Below are 17,136 nucleotides of genomic sequence, written 5' to 3'. Positions count from 1 at the left end.
GAATTGCGGTCCTGCCGGCCGTTCAGCAGCGTGGAAAGGCAATGCGTCTCAGATCCGATATCGTCGTCTCGGCCCTGCTGCGCCGGGTGTTTTCCGCCGGTGGCTTTGCTGCCGTGGAAAAGCGCGGTGCCGATCAGGCAGGCGCCATCTTCATCCGTCACCGCTTTCGCGATGGCACGGAAGACCTCTACGGACCGGCACCGCAGATGCTGGCCGGCGAGGATGGCGAGCGCGCGTTCGAACGGCGCCTGCACCGCGCCGACCCTGCCGAGGTGGAGGCGCTGATTGCCCGCGAGCGGCGCTTCGACAGCGACCTGTGGCTGGTGGAACTGGAGACGGAGACGGTGGACGGCCTGTTTGCGGTGGTGGGCGCCAGCGCCTGAAGGGCCGGGCCGGGCAGGTTGCTGCCGGCTGAGGGCTGCGGGGGCTGGAAGGCGCGGCACGCAGGGGTCCGTCCCGTGCCTGGGGTGATTTCGCCTTTACGCTGTCTTGCCGGCCGCGAACCCCGCCTTCAGCGGGCGAGGCGCCGCCGTTGCAGATCGTGGACGGCAAGCCGTTCCGCGCTGTCTTCGACCGGGGCAGTCGGCGCCACCGGTTCGGCATAGGTATGGCGGTCGGCGCGGCGCCAGGCTTCGACGCGGCGTCCGCAGGCATCCTCTTCCAGTGCGTCCCACAGGATCCGGCTGCGCGTCACGTCGCCGATCCGCTCCCGCAGCGGCGAATAGAAACGCTCCAGCACGAAAAGCGCCTCGCTCTCGCGCATGCCGATGCCCTTCAGCGTGGTGGCAAGCTGATGGCCGGTAATGTCCAGCATGATGCGTTCGGCAAGCCAGCGGCTGGCCGTGAGCGTGTCGGCAAGCGTCGTGGCAAAGCCGTCGGCCTCGCCGGCGCGGGCAAAGCGTACCAGCAGCGCTTCCTGCACCTCGGTCACGGTGCGCAGGCCCAGCCTGTCCTCCGGGGCGCGGTGCAGATGGGCAGCAAGGTTCTTGATCTGCTGGCGCAGCGCTTCCTCGCGGGCGGCGCGCGCCGCGCCTTCGGAAAGAGGCGCCTCGGCCGGCGTGACGGGCGCTGCCACGGCATCCTGCAGCGGCAGGGCGGCGGCCGCATCGGTCGTCTGTGCGTCAGCCTGTTCGATCCGCCGCACGCTCTCCGGTGCCCGGCGGGCATGGCGCAGACCCACCAGTGCATCGATGACCTTCGGCGACAGGTTCTCGCGCCGCACGATGGTGCGGGCGTGGTCGCCACCCTGCGTGCGGGCGATGGTGATCAGCATCTCGTCGGTAAGGCAGGCGGAACCGGCGAGGAAGGGCGCGGAAATGGCGATCGGCTGGCTGGCGATGAAGAAGGCGACGGCGGGGGGAATGTTCGGGGATCGGGAGAGGGCGGCAACGGCCTGGCGTCTGGCCTCGTCGCCGGAGGCCTGGAAAAGCGGCTTGAAGAGTTCCGCGAACTGGCGCAGTTCCGACTTCGTCGGGCGCTCGAGTTCCTCGAAACTCGTGACCGTGGCCATCAGCACCACATCCTTTCTGCGCATGGCCTGCGGCCTCTCAAGTTCACGATACCGGTCCACGGTCCTATCCACCGACGCATTACAAACGATACAAGGCTCAGAGCGTGCGCGCAGGTCCCCCGGGGGCCGCCGTCATCTCCTCTGGACGGGCAGTCGATGACGTCGGGAGGGACCGTCGCAACGGCTTCCCCGATCGTCATGGCATGGTTAAAGCATGCTACCGGAATGAGGTTAATGGCTGGTGAAGACGGCGTGCCGCTTCGGGCCTGCGGGCTGCCTGCCTGTGTTGCCCTGCCTCGTCCTGTATCGCCCCGTGGCAGGTCGCAGAGGCGCAAAACGGGCGGCGTGGCCGGCTTTTGCGGCCCCAGCGGCGCGCCGCACCGATCGCCCATTGCGTGAAGAGCGCGCGGCAAACCCCACCTTTTCCACAGTTTTTGCGACAGCTGGGGGACGGCCCGCTGCCGCTTTCGCAACAGGCCCGCAACGGGGCGCTGCAGGCGCGGCAGAGAGTGTGGCGCATTGCCCTGCCTTTAGCGAATTGTTAACGTCGTTGTGGCTGTATTTCAGTGGGAACGCATAAATGATTCTGCAACCCACTGTTCCGCGATGATCCGGTTCGAACCCGGCCGCATATAGTTGCAGACCCGTGAAACCGGCATCGGTTCCATGCGTTTCTTCTGGCGCAGATTCCCGGCTGCGAGGCCGCCGGGGCTGACGAGAAAGGCGCAGATGCCTCGCAGGCGAGGTGCGCCGGCCCCGAAAGGGGGCAGGGTGAAATCGGTCCGTCCTTCATCCGTCTCGAACTCTTTTGATGGAGACGAGCATGGCAGAGATCGTGGTCATGAACACATGGCGGGCAGAGCATCGACGTCGCCCGCAGCCGTCATCGCGGCCGCCGGAGACAGCCGAGGCGGCGGTGCTTCTGTTTACGGGCGTGCGCTACGAGCGGCCCGAGGAGATGAGCCACCGCCTGATGGACGAGATGGCGCTCAGGCTCGACAAGCACTGAACCGGCCTCTGGCCGGCTGTTGCCTGCGGCGAGGAGATCCCGGCGCTCACTCCGCAGCCAACTCGTGCGCGGCCACCCGCCAGTAGCCGGCAATCAGGTCCTGCATGATGACGCTTGCCGGCTGGATGGCCCGCAGCAGACCGACATTCTGGCCGACAACCAGGCTGCCATTCTCGAAAGTCCTGGCATCCGGCACCGAGGCGCCCTTGTCGATGATCGCGATTCCGTGGCTGCGGATCGCCGCGACATAGGACGCAAACGTCGCGAATTAATTGGCACTCATCTCCATCGGGCTGCAGGTAGCCTGCGCCAGGAACTGCAAGGCCCCCGGGCGAAAACTTGCCTGCGGCGCCATGGCGCGCAGCACCGCATAGCCCTGTGGTGCGGATGTTTCGACGATGATCGACTGGTCGAGGGCGGCCGGCAGCGCCTTGCGCAACCGGGTTGCCTGCAGGGGCGTCGCCAGGATCACGTCCAGCGTGCCGCCGACGGAGGTGCGGTCGTTGATGCTGAAGGTTTCGTTGGAGGCACTGTCGAAGGTCGCCAGCGACCAGAAGGGCACGGCGCCCGAGGCCGTCAGCCGCACCGGATTTTCGTCCAGGTCGAAGGCGCAGACGGCAAGGTCGAGGAAGGGATCGTTGCGGCTCAGCCCGGCGGCATCGCGGCTTGCCCCCAGCGAGTGGAAGCGGAACGGCTGGCCTTCGCCCAGCACGCGGCTATAGGCATCGCGCTCGCTGTAATAGGGCAGGGCGAGAATGATCACCAGATGCAGCAATGCAGCGCCGACAAGGCCCGTCAGGATGGCCAGCAGGATCTTAAGCATGGCCGCACCCGATGCGGTCGATGCGCGGCATGGAAAGGTCGATGAGGCCGGAACTGCCGGCCGTCGGCGTGTCGAGCAGCGTCAGCACCAGACGGAAGGGCTTTGCTGCCTCCACGGCCAGCCAGTTTCCCGGCTCCGCCGTCGGCGCGACGCTGATGACGAAGCTGCCATCGCGCTCGCGCAGCACCATGCGCGAATTCAGCGCCACCGGCAGCCCGGTCGCGGCATTCGGCAGGCGATCCTCCGCCACGGCGGAAAACAGCGTCCACAGCCGTGCCTGCGGGGTCTGGCCGGAAACGAGATAGGTGCAGTTGCCGTTCAGCCTCTCGCCCCCCTCATCCACCGCCGCCGTGAAGGTGAGGCCCTCGGCGCTGCCGTACAGCAGGCGCCCGCCATTGGCGCGGTGCGCCTTGGCATAGGGATCGGCGGCAATGGTCTGTGCCTCGGGAAAGGCTTCCCAGGCACCCAGCCGGATGGCGCCGAAACCGGTGGTGGCCCGAAGCGCCACCAGCGTCGAACCGATGCCGACGCCGAAGGCGACGATCAGGGCGAGCGCGACGAGAAGGGGCAGGCGGAACACGAGCGAGTCAACCTCTGCGGTTCGGGATGAGGAGCGGTAGCATTGTTTGCCGGGCCGGCAAATGGCGAAGGTCGGTCACCGCTCCACGCGCGCGTTGATGGCCGCGGGCACTGCCTCCGCCACCTTCCGGGCGGGAAGCGGCGGGGCGTGGGCGAGATCACGGGAAATGCGGCGCAGAAGCCGCGTGCTTTCGGCCGAAAGCGAACGCGGGCGGCTGAGGCCCGGAAGGGCGGGCTCCGTACCCTTGGCCGCGGCAACCGTGGTGCCGGTCGCGTGGTTGCCGTTCGGCAGCGGATTGTCGATGCCGGGAATGGGTTTCAGCTCGATGCCCTGGTGCGCGTAATCCATCAGCTTCTTGAAGGTCATGGCCGGCAGCGAGCCGCCCGTCATGTTGTTGGTGGAGGTGAAGTCGTCATTGCCGAACCAGACGGCGGCCGTGTAATTGCCGGTAAAGCCGATGAACCAGGCATCGCGATAGGCCTGCGAGGTGCCGGTCTTGCCGGCGGTGACGATGCCGCCATCGAGCGCTGCGCGCCGCGCCGTGCCGATCACCGGGATCTGGGTCAGGATGCGGTTCATCGAGGCCGTTGCCTGTTCGCTGACGATACGCTGGGCCGGCTGCTCGTCGCGGTCAAAATCGTAGAGCACGTCGCCCTCGTAATCCATCACCTGGGCAATGCCGTGGCGCCGCGTCTGAAGTCCGCCGGAGGGCATCACCGCATAGGCGGTGGCCTGGTCCATCACGGTGACTTCCGAGGTGCCGAGCGGAATGGTCTTGTCGGAGCGCAGCGGGGTTTCGACGCCCATCTTCTTTGCCGTCTCGACGATCACGTCGATGCCGAGCTCCTCCTTGGCAAGGCGCACCGGCACGGTGTTGAGCGATTGCGCCATGGCCGTCAGCAGGGTCACGCGGCCCTTGTAGGATCGGGCATAATTCTGCGGCGACCAGCCGCGCCAGGTGATCGGCGCATCGGAAATCATCGTCTCCGGCGTGAAGCCGTGCTCCATCGCAGCCGTATAGGTGTAGAGCTTGAAGGAGGAGCCCGGCTGGCGCAGCGCCCTGGTGGCGCGGTTGAACTGGCTTTCGCCGTAATCGCGCCCACCCACCATGGCGCGCACGGCCCCGCCGGTCTCGATCATCACCAGCGCGCCCTGCTTGACCTTGTAGCTGTCGCCATATTCGCGCAGCGAGCTTTCCACCGCATCGTCGGCGGCCTGCTGCAGGCCCATGTCGATGGTGGTGCGCACGATGACGGAATGCTTCTTCAGCCGGCCCTCCGCCGCCAGCCGCTGCACCTCCTCGAAGGCCCAGTCGAGAAAGTAATCCGGCGCCGGCTGTTCGGCCCGGTCGATGATGCTGGCCGGGTTGCGCCGCGCCGCCACCACCTGGCCCTCGGTCATCAGCCCGCCCTGCACCAGATTGGTCAGCACCTCGTTGGCGCGGGCGCGCGCCGCCGGCAGGTTGACATGCGGGGCATATTTGGCCGGCGCCTTGAACAGGCCGGCGAGCATCGCGGCTTCAGCAAGGTTCACATCGGTGATGTTCTTGCCGAAATAGAACTGTGCCGCCGCCGCCGCCCCGAATGTGCCGCCACCCATGTAGGCGCGGTCGAGATAAAGGCGCAGGATCTCCTTCTTCGACAGGTTCGCCTCCAGCCAGAGCGCCAGGAAGGCCTCCTTGATCTTGCGCTCCAGCGAACGCTCGTTGGTGAGAAACAGGTTCTTGGCGAGCTGCTGCGTCAGCGTCGAGCCGCCCTGCACCACGCCGCCTGCCTTGGCGTTTTCGTTGAGCGCGCGGGCAAGACCCAGGAAGTCGATGCCGAAATGGTCGAAGAAGCGGCGATCCTCGGTCGCCAGCACTGCCTTCACCAGATGATCCGGCAGCTTGTCGATCGGCACCGAATCCTCGTGGATGATGCCGCGATGGCCGATCACGTTGCCGTAGCGATCAAGGAAGGTCACGGCGAAATCGCCATGGTTGCGCCAGTCCTTCTTGGTTTCCTCGAAGGCCGGCAGCGCCAGCGCGAGCAGCAGCACGAAGCCCGCCGTGCCGAAGGTCATCGCCTCGTCGGCCAGTTCCACCACCACCCGCTTCCAGCCGCGCACGCGAAAGCGGCGCGAAAAGATGGTGATCTCCTCCCAGATCTCGGCGGCCCGGAAGCCGGCGGTCCAGACGGTGGAATCGATCCAGCTGTCGATGCGCAGCAGCAGATGGCGCTTGCGCCGGCGCGGTTTTCGGGGAGGATGGGGATCGTCCTGCACCTTGGAAATTCCTTGCTGGGACCGGGACGGCTTGACGCTTGCGCCGCGAAGCAGGAAAAGCCTTCCCACGACCGCAGATGCCGGAGACCCCGGTAGTACGGCAAAAATGGCTGACAAATGGTTGACGCCAGCGCGGGCGCAACCGCTTTGCCGGACCCACCTTCCGACTATGATCAGCCGGTGCTAAAAAAGACAAGATGGAAAATCAGTTCTGGAAGACGAAACGCCTGGACGAAATGACCCAGGCCGAATGGGAAAGCCTCTGCGACGGCTGCGGGCTCTGTTGTCTCAACAAGCTGGAGGACTGGGACACCGGCGAGGTGGCCTTCACCTCGGTGGCCTGCCGCCTGCTCGACGGGGAAAGCTGTCGCTGCAAGGACTACGAGAACCGCCAGAAGACGGTGCCGGACTGCATCCAGCTGACGGTGGAGAGCGTGCACGACATTTCCTGGCTGCCGCCCACCTGCGGCTATCGCCTGGTGCGCGACGGCGAGGACCTCTACTGGTGGCACCCGCTCGTCTCCGGCGACCCCGACACCGTGCACCAGGCCGGCATTTCCGCCCAAGGCCGCACCATTTCCGAGGAGGAGGTGGATGTCGATGATTTCGAGGATTACCTCGTGGACTGGCCGCTGACGGTGGGGGAGACGGCGCGGGGGCGGTAAATCCTGGCGTCTTTCGGGCCGGTGCGGATTTGGCCGAGGAAGCGATTGCCTCTCATATCGATGATCTGGAAGACGGCTGGATCGCGCCGGAGCGTCTCTCCCGCCTTGACCGGGGGAGGGCGAGACGGTGCCGCTGTCTGATGTGATGAAACGGTACGGGCTCTCGGATTGAATTCGAACGGTCTGCCGACGGAACTCGATGCGCTGGGCGCCACTGTCGTCCGGCACATTCTGCTTTGCCTGCACCAGCGGCTCGCCGGGCTGGAGGATCCCCGCAGTCCTGGAGAGGTCCCGATCTGGCGGGCCTGTGGAAATACCGGGTCGGAGACCATCGCATCATCGCCCGCATCCAGGACCGGGATGTCGTGATCGCGGTGGTGCGTGTCGGCAATCCTCGTGAGGTCTATCGGCGGTGATGGCGGCGGCCAGAGGGGCACGCCCTCACGCCCCCCGCATCGCCGCCCTCAGCACCTCCGGCAGGTGCGGATCGGTCATCTGGGTCACGTTGAAGCGCATCAGGTTCGGGGCAGACAGCGTCGGGCTGAAGACATTGCCGGGGGCGAGCACGGTTTTGTGGCGAAGCGCGGCCTCGGCCATGGCGACGGCATCCACGCCGTCTGGCAGGCGGCACCACAGGGTGAAGCCGCCGCGGGGCAGAAGCACGGGGGAGATGCCGAGCGGCGCGAGCATCTGCACCGCCGCCCGCCTTGCACCCGCCAGCCGGCGGCGCAGGTCGTCCAGGTGCTTGCGGTAGGAGCCGCCGGTGAGCAGTTCTGCCAGAACCTCGGCCACGAAGGGGCTCGGGCCGGTGAAATGGCCGGCCACCTGCAGGTCGGTCAGCGGTTCGATCCAGTCGGCCCGGGCGGCGATATAGCCGGTGCGCAGCGAGGCGGAGATCGTTTTCGAGAAGCTGCCGATGCGGATGACGCTGGAGAGCCCGTCAAGGGCCGCAAGTCTCGGCGAAGGGTCCGGTTCGTAATCGGCAAAGATATCGTCCTCCACGATCGGCATGTCGTATCGGGCGGCAATCGCCACGAGCCGGTGCGCCACCTGCGGCAGGAGCGAGGCGCCTGTCGGATTGTGGAGGGCGGCATTGGTGAGGTAGAGGCGTGGCCGCTCCCGCTCCACCACCGCCGCGAAGGCGTCCGGATCCGGTCCGCCCGGCAGGAAGGGCACGCTGACGATGCGCGCCCGATGCGCCTTCAGCAGCGCCTGGAAATTGAAGAAGCAGGGATCATCCACCAGCACCGGATCGCCGGGCCTCAGCAGGAAGCGGCAGACGAGGTCCAGCGCCTGCGTGGCCGAGGTGGCGAGCAGGATCTGCTCCGGCGGCACGGCAAGCCCCTCCTCGGCAAGGCGGGCGGCAATCACCCGGCGCAGCGACAGCGCGCCTGGCGTCGGGCTGTAATCCGTCAGCAGGCGGTTGTCGCCGCGCGCCACGTGGCGCAAGGCCTTGCGCAGCGCCGCCTGCGGCATCCAGTCCGCCGGAAGCCAGCCGCAGCCGGGTTTCGGCTGATCGCCGACGGCATCGAGCGATTGCCGCGTGACCCAGAAGGGATCGACCGCGCGGGCCGAGGCACTTGCCGTTTGCGTCAGCGACAGCGGCGGGGCGGCGCCCGGTGCCACGAAGAAGCCCGCGCCGCGCCGGGCACGGATCTGCCCCTCCGCCGCCAGCCGGTCATAGGCCTCCACCACGGTGGAGGGCGAAACGCCGAGGCTTGCCGCCAGCCCCCGGATGGAGGGCAGCCGGTCGCCGGGGCCAAGCGCGCGGGCGGCAATGCGCAGGCGGATGGTGTCCATCACCAGCCGCGTGCGGCCTTGGGCGGCAGCGCCGAGCGTGGCGGCGGCGACGGGAGCGGCGGCGGACGGGGCTTCACCCGGGCCTCCCGCGGCGGCGGTGCCGGGCGGGCCAGGGTCTGGCGGGCCGGGATGTCGCGGGGCAGAGGCTAGAGGGGCGGGGGCTAGCGGGGCAGGGCTGAACGGGGCAGGGGCGGGCGGGGCAGGGGCTGGCGCGGAAACAGCCGGCAGGGAAAGGGGTTGCGGCACCGGGTCTGGCGGCGCCGGGGCGGCGATGGTGGCCGGTGTGGCATCGATGGCGGTGCGGGAAGGGGCGGTCGGCATGCATGTCCTCGCGGTCACTGTATGGCAGATGGAGCCCATACAGTTTGGCGAAATTGTACCGGACTGTATCTCGCCGGCAAGCCCTGCCTTCTGCCAGGGTGCGAATCTCCATGGATATCAGGCGAGGGATTCATGCACACCTCCTTCCGGGGCGTCGGCAGCGGTCTGCTGGGCGTCATCATCTTCAGCGGTTCTCTGCCGGCCACCCGCGTGGCGGTCGGCGATCTGGCGCCGCTGTTCCTCACCTCGGCGCGCGCGGTGATTGCCGCGCTGATCGGTGCTGCCCTGCTGCTGGCCATGCGGGAAAAGAGGCCGGAGCGGGCGGATCTCGTGCCGCTTGCCGTCGTGGCGCTTGGCGTCGTCGTCGGCTTTCCGCTTCTGACGGCGCTCGCGCTGCAGACCATCACGTCGGCCCATTCCATCCTGTTCATCGGGCTTCTGCCACTCGCCACCGCCGGCTTTGCGGTGCTCAGAGGCGCGGAGCGGCCGCGGCCGCTGTTCTGGCTGTTTTCCGGCCTCGGCAGCGCCTGCGTGGTGGGCTTTGCGCTGGCGAAGGGTGGCGAGGGCGCGCTTGCGGGCGATCTTCTGATGTGTGCGGCAATCCTGCTCTGCGGGCTGGGTTACGCGGAAGGGGCAAAACTCTCGCGAAGACTCGGCGGCTGGCAGGTGATCTGCTGGGCGCTTCTCATCGCGCTGCCGGTGATGGCGCTGATGGCGGCACTGACGCTACCGGCCTCGTTCGCCACCATCTCGGCGCCGGCCTGGGCGGGGCTCGCCTATGTTTCGGTGTTCAGCATGATGGTGGGCTTCATCTTCTGGTATCGGGGGCTGGCGCTCGGCGGCACGGCGGCGATCGGCCAGCTGCAGCTGCTGCAGCCCTTCTTCGGCCTGCTTCTGGCAGCCCTGGTGCTGGGAGAGGCGGTCAGCCCCGCCATGCTGGCCGTGACGCTCTGCGTGGTGGCCTGCGTGGCCGGCGCCCGCCGCTTTGCCCGCTGAGACCGGGCCCGGGGCGAGCCGCGCCGTGCGACGCTGACGCACGTACCTCTTCCCATTCGCCTGCCCATCCCCTATCTCTCTGCGAAACAATCACTCGGGAGGCGTTTTACCATGGGCAAGCGGATCATTTTCACCGGCGGCAGCGGCAAGGCGGGGCGGCATGTGGTGCCCTATCTGCAGAAAAAGGGGCACCGGGTGCTGAACCTCGACCTCAAACCCTTTCCGGGCGAGGGCGTGGAGACGCTGATCACCGACCTCACCCATTCCGGCGAAGTGTTCAACGCGCTCTCCCAGCATTTTGGCTTCGACGGGCTGGAAACGGGGGATGGCCCGGCCAAGGTGGATGCCGTGGTGCATTTTGCCGCCGTGCCGCGCATTCTCATCCAGCCCGACAACACCACCTTTGCCGCCAACACGCTCTCCACCTACAATGTCATCGAGGCGGCGATGAAGCTTGGTATACCGAAGGTCGTCATCGCCTCCAGCGAAACCACCTATGGCGTGTGCTTTGCGGAAGGCGACAAGGATTACCACCAGTTCCCGCTGACGGAAGACTATGACGTGGACCCCATGGACAGCTACGGCCTTTCCAAGGTGGTGAACGAGAAGACGGCGCGCGCCTTTGCCATGCGCTTCAAGGCGGATATCTATGCGCTGCGCATCGGCAATGTCGTCTCGCCCGAGGATTATGCGAACTTCCCGCAGTATCTCGCCAATCCGCCGATGCGCAAGCGCAATGCCTGGAGCTATATCGACGCCCGCGACCTCGGCCAGATCGTCGATCTCTGCCTGGGCAAGGACGGCCTCGGCTTCCAGGTGTTCAACGCCGTCAACGACACGATCACCGCCGACGAACCCACCCGCGATTTCCTCGCCCGATGGGCCCCCGGCACCCCGATCACCGGTTCGCTCGACGGTTTTGACGCGCCGATCAGCAATGCCAAGATCCGCGAGGTGCTGGGTTTTCGCGAGGAACACGACTGGCGGAAATATGTGATGCGGTAGGTTGTTTGGGGGGGCGCTCGCCTCCTGCGTGCAACTTCTCCTCGGGGTCCTTGTCGGCTTTGCGTGTTAGTTATGGCTGTCTAAGATGGAACTCGAATTCCCGATAGTTGTCGATCCGCCTTCCGATCGCCTGCGGCTGCACTTTTAATCCTGCTATAGGTAAGGTAGGGGACAGGGTCGGAAAATAATGCAAGCTATAGGGCTAGCACGAGTTACCAGATGGAGTCCTGGCGCCTATATTCGCAGCTGTAGACCCATGAAGGATTGAAACCTTAATGGTGCCTATGCATATTTGAGTCATATGGTGCCTGTCAGGCGAGTCGAGACGAGAGGAGGATGGCGTGAATTTCGTTAAACCCAGCCCCCTTGGGGCAAGCAAAGCGGCCGTTTACAGATTTGCAGAAGACGTTGCCAAACACGTGAAGTACGAGATTGGCGAAAATATGCGCGCTTTTATCTCGCGCTTGGGTGGAAGAATTTCATTCCACGAAGAAATTGAGCCTGGTGACGAGTTTCCCGAGTCGATCATTGTGCAGCCAAGTGGCGAGTTTCAAATATTCCTGCCGACCGTGACTACGGCGGAACGTGATCGTTTTACGATCGCACATGAGCTTGGACACTTGTTCTTACATTTTCCCAAAGTCAAGCGTGACCACCCCGGGGTTCCTATGGTCGCGACGCGCAAAATTGATCCCGCTGACCAAGTACAAAGACGTGCAGAGTGGGAGGCGAACTGGTTTGCTGCAGCGTTTCTGATGCCCGAACAGATTTTCCGCCAACGCCACCATGCGGTAGGCAGAAGTTCCGAAGAGTTGGCAAAGTGTTTTGGGGTCAGTCAAAGCGCAGCAGAAATTCGCGCGAGCACTTTGGGTATCTAATAATTGGTGATTTGTCCACATTACCGGATGCGCCTTTTCATGTCGGTCGATTTAGTCGGATCGACAGCGTTCAAAGCTAGCAAGAAGCACTCTGAGCCTCAAAATGGCAGTCCGTCGCCGGCTTGGATTGATGAGTTTCGTACCTTCTACAAGGATTTTCCATTCTCGGTCGCAAGTGCTTACGACTTGGTTATAAGAGCGCATGGGGAAGAGTTGCTGGGCGAAGTAAGCAATCGACCACGGGTCTGGAAGACCATCGGTGATGAAATTATCTTCTGCGGCCGCGTGAACAGCGTGGAGCATGCGGCCAGTTCTGTGTCCGCCTTTCTTAAGGCGTTGGAGCAATATTCGAAGCGCCTGGAAGCGGACGACAAGCCGCTTCGACTCAAGGGAGCCGGTTGGCTGGCAGCGTTCCCCGCACCTAATGTTAGCATCGCTGTAACGTCTGACCTCATTGCCGGTCACTCTGAAGCGGCATTGATGCCGAGTGAAAATACAGAGGATTTTGAGCGAGCCGCCGACGATGCGCCGAGTAAGTTCGATTTTCTTGGGAAAGGGATAGATACTGGCTTTCGAATAGCCAAAAACGCTTCGGAAGATCGATTTGTGGTATCGGTCCAACTGGGTTACGTACTCGCGCAGGCTGCTGCCCGGAGGAAATTTCCGCACTCTTTTGGATATCATGGCCGGGAAGCTTTGAAGGGGGTAGTCGATGGTGCTCCTTATCCCGTTATTTCCGTCGATACCGAACGTAGCGAAATCAAGTCGAAACTGAAAAGCCGAGAGGCAGCTTTGACTGGAGACGCCGCCGTCCAAGCTCACTCATTGTGTGACTTCCTTGAAACGTTCATGGAGGTGGCTAACATCGATCGTCCATGTCTGGGCGAAGGGCAGAAGGCTTGGGGGGATGAATGGCCCGAGAGTTATCTTCGTTATCAAGCGGCGTTTAATGAACATCTTGAGATCGATGATGCGAACGTGCGGCAGATCGCAGACGCTGTCGATCCTGATGTGCCGAATGATAACTCGCTAGATGATGCGAAGTCTTTTCTCGACGAATTGGTACCTTCACTGGAGGACAATGGCAAACTTGGTTCGGCCGATAGCGAAGACAGTTCCTCGAGTTCGCGTCTGATGCCCTTCTAACGAGGTCCGCTTGGGTGGCCTCATCCTAGCTAGTAGAGCTTCCGGCTCAACCCCACTCCCGCTCCCCCCGAATTTCCTCTATCCTCCCCCGCATGAACATGATCCGGCGGTTTCCCATTCTTGGTGCGGTGCTGGCGCAGGGGCTGGCGATTGGGCTGGTGCTGGCGCTGCTTCTCCTTCTGCGGCCTCTGCTGCCGGCGGGGGGCTGGTGGCCGTGGGCGGCGGTGGCAGGGCAGGCGCTGGTGGCGGCGGGGGTGACGGTTCTGTTGCGGCTGCCGGTCTGGTGGGTGTGGATCGCGCTTCTGTTTCCGGCAGCGCTCGGGCTGGGGCTGACATTCGGCAGCCTGCCCGCCTGGCCCTTCGGGCTGGCCTTCGTGCTGCTCTATCTCTTCTATTCCAACACGGCGCGCGAGCGGGTGCCGCTTTATCTGACGAACCGGGCCACGGCGGCGGCGCTGGCGGATCTGGCGCGGGAGCGCGGGGTGCGCCATGCCCTCGATCTCGGCTCCGGCTTTGGCGGCGTGGTGCGGGCGCTTTCGGGGGAAGAGTGCCGGGCCACCGGGGTGGAAACGGCGCCGATGGCCTTTCTCGTCTCGAAAGCGCTTTCCCGCCTCACCGGGCGCGGAACCATTCTGCGGCAGGATCTGTGGGCGACGGATCTGTCGGAGGCCGATCTCGTCTATGCCTTCCTCTCGCCCGAACCCATGCCAAGACTGTTTGCCAAGGCCAAGGCCGAGATGCGGCCCGGAAGCCTGCTCGTCTCCAACAGCTTTGCCGTGCCGGAGGTGGAGCCGGATGCCGTGTGGGAACTGCCCGACCGGCGCCGGACGCAGCTCTATCTCTACGAAATGGGCAAGGCCTGACAGTCGCATGAGCTGCCCGGCTGGTCCCATCCCGGTTGGCCTGATCCCCGTGTGCCTGCCTGCATCGGCTTGAGCCTTGCGGACCTGCGCTCTCCAGAACCCGAGCCCCGAAAAACTTGATCCGGGCTAGACCTGATCCGGGCAAGGCAGGGCCTCGGTCCTTGCGCCGCTTTGTCACCGGCCAATGTTTTTGCCCGCCCTTGACCTTCCCATGATGGGAAGCCCTACATGGGGGAAAACAGGGATGCCCTTGAGGCCTCCCGGAAGGATTGAAGCCATGAACCAGACCGTGAACACCGCCCGCACACTCTCCGGCGCCGAGCCGCTGATCATTCCCGTGGAGGGCATGAGCTGCGCATCCTGCGTGCGGCGGGTGGAGCAGGCGGCGGCGAAGGTGCCGGGGGTGGCCTCCAGCGCCGTCAACTTTGCGACCGAAAGCCTGACGGTTGAGCCGGGCGAGGGGTTTTCCGCCGGCCTGCTGGCCGAGGCGATCCGCAAGGCGGGCTACGAGCCGAAGCCGGAGCAGGTGACGCTTACGCTGCAGCGGGTGCCGACGCAGGCCGAGGCCGCGCGGCTTGCCGAAGCGCTTGCGGCGCTGCCCGGCGTCGTCTCCGTGTCGCCTGCGCCGGGGGCGGCCAGTGTTACGGTGGAGGCCTTCGGGCGGGATCTTTCCCGCAGCCTGCGCGCGGTGGTGAAGGCGCAAGGTCTTGCGCCGCAGCCGGGGGCCTCCGTCGCGGCAGGTGGCGGTCCTGCGCAGGCGCCGGGGCATGCGCAGGGAGAGGCCGCCGGCGCCGGCCCGCATGATCATCACGAAGAGGATGCCGCGCGGCTGAAGCGGGATCTGGCGGTTGCCGTTCTCCTCACCCTGCCGCTCTTCGTGCTGGAAATGGGCGGGCATCTCTATGCCCCCTTCCATCACTGGCTGATGGGGGCGATCGATACCCGGCTTCTCTATCTGGGCTATTGCGCGCTGGCCACGGCGGTGATCTTCGGCCCCGGCTTCCGCTTCCTGAAAACCGGGCTGCCGGCGCTTTTCCGCGGCCATCCGGAAATGAATGCGCTGGTGGCGCTCGGCGTGCTCTCGGCCTATGCCTATTCGCTCGTCACCACCTTCGCGCCGCACCTGCTGCCGGCCGAGGCGCGCTATGTCTATTACGAGGCGGCGACCGTGATCGTGACGCTGATCCTGGCCGGGCGCCTGATGGAGGCGCGGGCAAGGGGCCGCACGGGGGCTGCCATCCGCCGCCTGCTCAGCCTGCAGGCCAAGACGGCACGGGTGGAGCGCGACGGCGAAACCGTCGATATTCCGGCCGAGGCGGTGGAGCCCGGCGACGTGCTGATCGTGCGCCCCGGCGAGCGGATCGCGGTGGATGGCACCGTGCTCGACGGCGCCTCGCATGTGGATGAATCGATGATGACCGGTGAGCCGCTGCCGGTGGAAAAGGCGGCCGGGTCCGCGGTGGTGGGCGGCACGATCAATGGCGCCGGCAGCTTCCGCTTCCGGGCGGACAGAGTGGGCGGCGATACGCTGCTTGCCCAGATCATCCGGCTGGTGGAACAGGCGCAGGGCGCCAAGCTGCCGATCCAGGCGGTGGTGGACCGGGTAACGGCCTGGTTCGTGCCGGCGGTGATGGCGGTCTCTGTGCTGACCTTCGGGATCTGGCTGCTCTTCGGCCCCGAACCCGCCTTGCCGCATGCGCTGGTGGCGGCGGTTGCGGTGCTGATCATCGCCTGCCCCTGCGCCATGGGCCTTGCGACGCCGACCTCGATCATGGTCGGCACCGGCCGCGCGGCAGAACTCGGCGTGCTGTTTCGCAAGGGCGATGCGTTGCAGGAACTGCAGGGCGTGAGCATGGTTGTGCTGGACAAGACCGGCACCGTGACGCGCGGGCGCCCGGAACTGACCGATGTGGCGGTGGCCGAGGGTTTTGACGAGGCGTTTGTGCTGTCTGCCGTCGCGGCAGTGGAGGCGCGCTCGGAACATCCGGTGGCCGATGCCATCCTCGCGGCTGCGAGAGCCTGCGGACTTGCCGTGCCGGAAGCCTCCGCGATCCGGGTCGAGGCGGGCTATGGCATCGAGGCGATTGTCGAAGGCCGCCGCGTGACCGTCGGTGCCGACCGGTTCATGCAGAGGCTCGGCCTGTCGGTGGCATCTTTTGCCGAGACGGCCGAGGCGCTGGGCAATGCCGGCAAGACGCCGCTCTATGCCGCAATCGACGGGCGTCTGGCGGCGATCCTCGCGGTGTCCGATCCGCTGAAGCCATCGAGCCGCGCGGCGATTGCGCGGATGAAGGCCATGGGCCTCAAGGTGGCCATGGTGAGCGGCGACAATCGCTTGACGGCCCGCGCGATTGCCGCGCAGGTCGGCATCGACGAGGTGGTGGCCGAGGTGCTGCCGGCCGGCAAGGTGGAGGCGCTGGCGGCGTTCAAGGCGCGCGGCGAACGGGTGGCCTTTGTCGGCGACGGCATCAATGACGCGCCGGCGCTGGCGGCGGCCGATGTGGGCCTTGCCATCGGCACCGGCACGGATGTGGCGATCGAAAGCGCCGATGTGGTGCTTTCCGCCGGCGAGTTGACGGCGGCGGTCGATGCGATTGCGGTGAGCCGCGCCACGCTTGCCAATATCCGCCAGAACCTGTTCTGGGCCTTCGGTTACAATGTGGCGCTCATTCCGCTGGCGGCCGGCGCGCTCTATCCGGCCTTCGGCATCCAGCTGTCGCCGATGATCGGCGCCGGCGCCATGGCGCTGTCCAGCGTCTTCGTGCTGACCAATGCGCTGCGGCTGAAGACGCTCGACCTTTCGGGAGGCATGCGATGAACATCGGACAGGCGGCGGAGGCCTCTGGCGTTTCGGCCAAGATGATCCGCTATTACGAGCAGATCGGCCTCATCCGGCCCTCGGCCCGCAGCGACAACAATTACCGGGTCTATGGCGAGGACGAGGTGCATGTGCTGCGCTTCATCAAGCGGGCCCGCTCGCTGGGCTTTTCGCTGGAAGAGACCGAGCGCCTGCTTGCGCTGTGGCAGGACCGCTCGCGCGAGAGTGCTTCGGTGAAGGCGGTGGCGGTGCAGCACATTGCCGATCTGAAGCGCCGCATTGCCGAGATGGAGGGCATGGTGAAGACGCTTTCGCATCTTGCCCATTGCTGCGGCGGCGACGGGCGGCCCGACTGCCCGATCCTGGAGGATCTGGCCGGCCACGCACCACCGCCGACACCGGCTGCTCCGCGTCCGCGCCGCCGGGCGCAATGAGGCGCAACGAGCGGCATATTCGAGAC

General features: G+C 65.6%; 17 protein-coding genes. 11 read left to right on the top strand and 6 right to left on the bottom strand.

From position 1 onward, the window contains the following. The first annotated feature begins 41 nt into the window (after positions 1–41). Entirely contained in the window at positions 42–383 is a 342-nt protein-coding gene (locus tag KLP42_RS01855) for a DUF1491 family protein (protein ID WP_215564272.1), read from the top strand. A 128-nt stretch (positions 384–511) separates the two neighbouring features. On the opposite strand, the gene KLP42_RS01850 is transcribed toward KLP42_RS01855, so the two are convergent. After that, positions 512–1,534 (bottom strand): DUF2336 domain-containing protein, encoded by a 1,023-nt coding sequence (locus KLP42_RS01850; RefSeq protein ID WP_252192691.1) that lies wholly within the window; start codon positions 1,532–1,534, stop codon positions 512–514. A gap of 799 nt (positions 1,535–2,333) precedes the next feature. Between KLP42_RS01850 and KLP42_RS01845 the strand changes: the two genes are divergently transcribed. Then, positions 2,334–2,519 (top strand): hypothetical protein, encoded by a 186-nt coding sequence (locus KLP42_RS01845; RefSeq protein WP_215564269.1) that lies wholly within the window; start codon positions 2,334–2,336, stop codon positions 2,517–2,519. Between the two features lie 46 nt (positions 2,520–2,565). Here KLP42_RS01845 and KLP42_RS01840 read toward each other — a convergent pair whose 3' ends face one another. The 4 genes from KLP42_RS01840 to KLP42_RS01825 form a co-directional block, all read right to left on the bottom strand. Then, entirely contained in the window at positions 2,566–2,715 is a 150-nt protein-coding gene (locus KLP42_RS01840; protein WP_215564267.1) for a hypothetical protein, read from the bottom strand. 72 nt (positions 2,716–2,787) lie between these two features. Next, positions 2,788–3,342 carry a DUF1254 domain-containing protein gene (locus KLP42_RS01835; RefSeq protein ID WP_215564265.1) on the bottom strand — a complete coding sequence of 185 codons (555 nt, stop codon included), beginning with the start codon at positions 3,340–3,342 and terminating at the stop codon, positions 2,788–2,790. Then, entirely contained in the window at positions 3,335–3,922 is a 588-nt protein-coding gene (locus KLP42_RS01830; protein WP_215564263.1) for a DUF1214 domain-containing protein, read from the bottom strand. Before KLP42_RS01830 ends, KLP42_RS01835 begins: the two co-directional genes overlap by 8 nt. Before the next feature lie 75 nt (positions 3,923–3,997). Continuing rightward, positions 3,998–6,184 (bottom strand): transglycosylase domain-containing protein, encoded by a 2,187-nt coding sequence (locus tag KLP42_RS01825; RefSeq protein WP_215564261.1) that lies wholly within the window; start codon positions 6,182–6,184, stop codon positions 3,998–4,000. 197 nt (positions 6,185–6,381) lie between these two features. Between KLP42_RS01825 and KLP42_RS01820 the strand changes: the two genes are divergently transcribed. Together KLP42_RS01820 and KLP42_RS01815 are read left to right on the top strand one after the other, a co-directional pair. Next, positions 6,382–6,849 (top strand): YcgN family cysteine cluster protein, encoded by a 468-nt coding sequence (locus tag KLP42_RS01820; protein WP_215564259.1) that lies wholly within the window; start codon positions 6,382–6,384, stop codon positions 6,847–6,849. A gap of 236 nt (positions 6,850–7,085) precedes the next feature. Then, positions 7,086–7,265, top strand: a complete 180-nt coding sequence (locus KLP42_RS01815) for a type II toxin-antitoxin system RelE family toxin (protein ID WP_252192690.1) — start codon at positions 7,086–7,088, stop codon at positions 7,263–7,265. A 25-nt stretch (positions 7,266–7,290) separates the two neighbouring features. On the opposite strand, the gene KLP42_RS01810 is transcribed toward KLP42_RS01815, so the two are convergent. Continuing rightward, positions 7,291–8,649 carry an aminotransferase-like domain-containing protein gene (locus KLP42_RS01810; RefSeq protein ID WP_215564257.1) on the bottom strand — a complete coding sequence of 453 codons (1,359 nt, stop codon included), beginning with the start codon at positions 8,647–8,649 and terminating at the stop codon, positions 7,291–7,293. A 453-nt stretch (positions 8,650–9,102) separates the two neighbouring features. Here KLP42_RS01810 and KLP42_RS01805 point away from each other — a divergent pair, with 453 nt between their 5' ends. From KLP42_RS01805 to cueR, 7 genes are all read left to right on the top strand, one after another. Continuing rightward, complete coding sequence (locus KLP42_RS01805) at positions 9,103–9,966, top strand: DMT family transporter (RefSeq protein WP_215564255.1); 864 nt, start codon at positions 9,103–9,105, stop codon at positions 9,964–9,966. Positions 9,967–10,077: 111 nt separating this feature from the next. Then, positions 10,078–10,971 (top strand): NAD-dependent epimerase/dehydratase family protein, encoded by an 894-nt coding sequence (locus tag KLP42_RS01800; protein WP_215564253.1) that lies wholly within the window; start codon positions 10,078–10,080, stop codon positions 10,969–10,971. A 341-nt stretch (positions 10,972–11,312) separates the two neighbouring features. Further along, the gene (locus tag KLP42_RS01795) at positions 11,313–11,849 is read left to right on the top strand and encodes an ImmA/IrrE family metallo-endopeptidase (RefSeq protein ID WP_353844783.1); all 537 of its coding nucleotides are present in this window, start codon (positions 11,313–11,315) and stop codon (positions 11,847–11,849) included. A gap of 39 nt (positions 11,850–11,888) precedes the next feature. After that, entirely contained in the window at positions 11,889–12,995 is a 1,107-nt protein-coding gene (locus KLP42_RS01790) for a hypothetical protein (protein ID WP_215564251.1), read from the top strand. A gap of 92 nt (positions 12,996–13,087) precedes the next feature. Beyond that, a complete protein-coding gene (locus KLP42_RS01785) occupies positions 13,088–13,858 on the top strand; it encodes a class I SAM-dependent methyltransferase (RefSeq protein ID WP_215564248.1) in 771 nt (256 codons plus the stop codon). A gap of 277 nt (positions 13,859–14,135) precedes the next feature. Next, on the top strand, positions 14,136–16,676 hold the full coding sequence (locus KLP42_RS01780) for a heavy metal translocating P-type ATPase (RefSeq protein ID WP_252192689.1): 2,541 nt from the start codon (positions 14,136–14,138) through the stop codon (positions 16,674–16,676). Beyond that, positions 16,673–17,110: a Cu(I)-responsive transcriptional regulator gene (gene cueR, locus KLP42_RS01775; RefSeq protein ID WP_215564246.1), complete on the top strand. Its 438-nt coding sequence runs from the start codon at positions 16,673–16,675 to the stop codon at positions 17,108–17,110. Before KLP42_RS01780 ends, cueR begins: the two co-directional genes overlap by 4 nt. Positions 17,111–17,136 lie beyond the last annotated feature (26 nt).

The sequence above is a fragment of the Rhizobium sp. CSW-27 genome (assembly GCF_018760785.1).
GTDB lineage: Bacteria > Pseudomonadota > Alphaproteobacteria > Rhizobiales > Rhizobiaceae > Neorhizobium.
The sequence above is the reverse complement of the archived record's forward strand: the minus strand, read 5'-3'. Positions and strand labels throughout refer to the sequence as shown.

What these genes read in the sequence shown, in the direction of transcription:
- KLP42_RS01855 (WP_215564272.1), top strand. Translation starts at nt 42, where the DNA reads ATGCGTCTCAGATCCGATATCGTCGTCTCGGCCCTGCTGCGCCGGGTG.
- KLP42_RS01850 (WP_252192691.1), bottom strand. Translation starts at nt 1,534, where the DNA reads ATGCGCAGAAAGGATGTGGTGCTGATGGCCACGGTCACGAGTTTCGAG.
- KLP42_RS01845 (WP_215564269.1), top strand. Translation starts at nt 2,334, where the DNA reads ATGGCAGAGATCGTGGTCATGAACACATGGCGGGCAGAGCATCGACGT.
- KLP42_RS01835 (WP_215564265.1), bottom strand. Translation starts at nt 3,342, where the DNA reads ATGCTTAAGATCCTGCTGGCCATCCTGACGGGCCTTGTCGGCGCTGCA.
- KLP42_RS01820 (WP_215564259.1), top strand. Translation starts at nt 6,382, where the DNA reads ATGGAAAATCAGTTCTGGAAGACGAAACGCCTGGACGAAATGACCCAG.
- KLP42_RS01810 (WP_215564257.1), bottom strand. Translation starts at nt 8,649, where the DNA reads ATGGACACCATCCGCCTGCGCATTGCCGCCCGCGCGCTTGGCCCCGGC.
- KLP42_RS01805 (WP_215564255.1), top strand. Translation starts at nt 9,103, where the DNA reads ATGCACACCTCCTTCCGGGGCGTCGGCAGCGGTCTGCTGGGCGTCATC.
- KLP42_RS01800 (WP_215564253.1), top strand. Translation starts at nt 10,078, where the DNA reads ATGGGCAAGCGGATCATTTTCACCGGCGGCAGCGGCAAGGCGGGGCGG.
- KLP42_RS01790 (WP_215564251.1), top strand. Translation starts at nt 11,889, where the DNA reads ATGTCGGTCGATTTAGTCGGATCGACAGCGTTCAAAGCTAGCAAGAAG.
- KLP42_RS01785 (WP_215564248.1), top strand. Translation starts at nt 13,088, where the DNA reads ATGAACATGATCCGGCGGTTTCCCATTCTTGGTGCGGTGCTGGCGCAG.
- KLP42_RS01780 (WP_252192689.1), top strand. Translation starts at nt 14,136, where the DNA reads ATGAACCAGACCGTGAACACCGCCCGCACACTCTCCGGCGCCGAGCCG.
- cueR (WP_215564246.1), top strand. Translation starts at nt 16,673, where the DNA reads ATGAACATCGGACAGGCGGCGGAGGCCTCTGGCGTTTCGGCCAAGATG.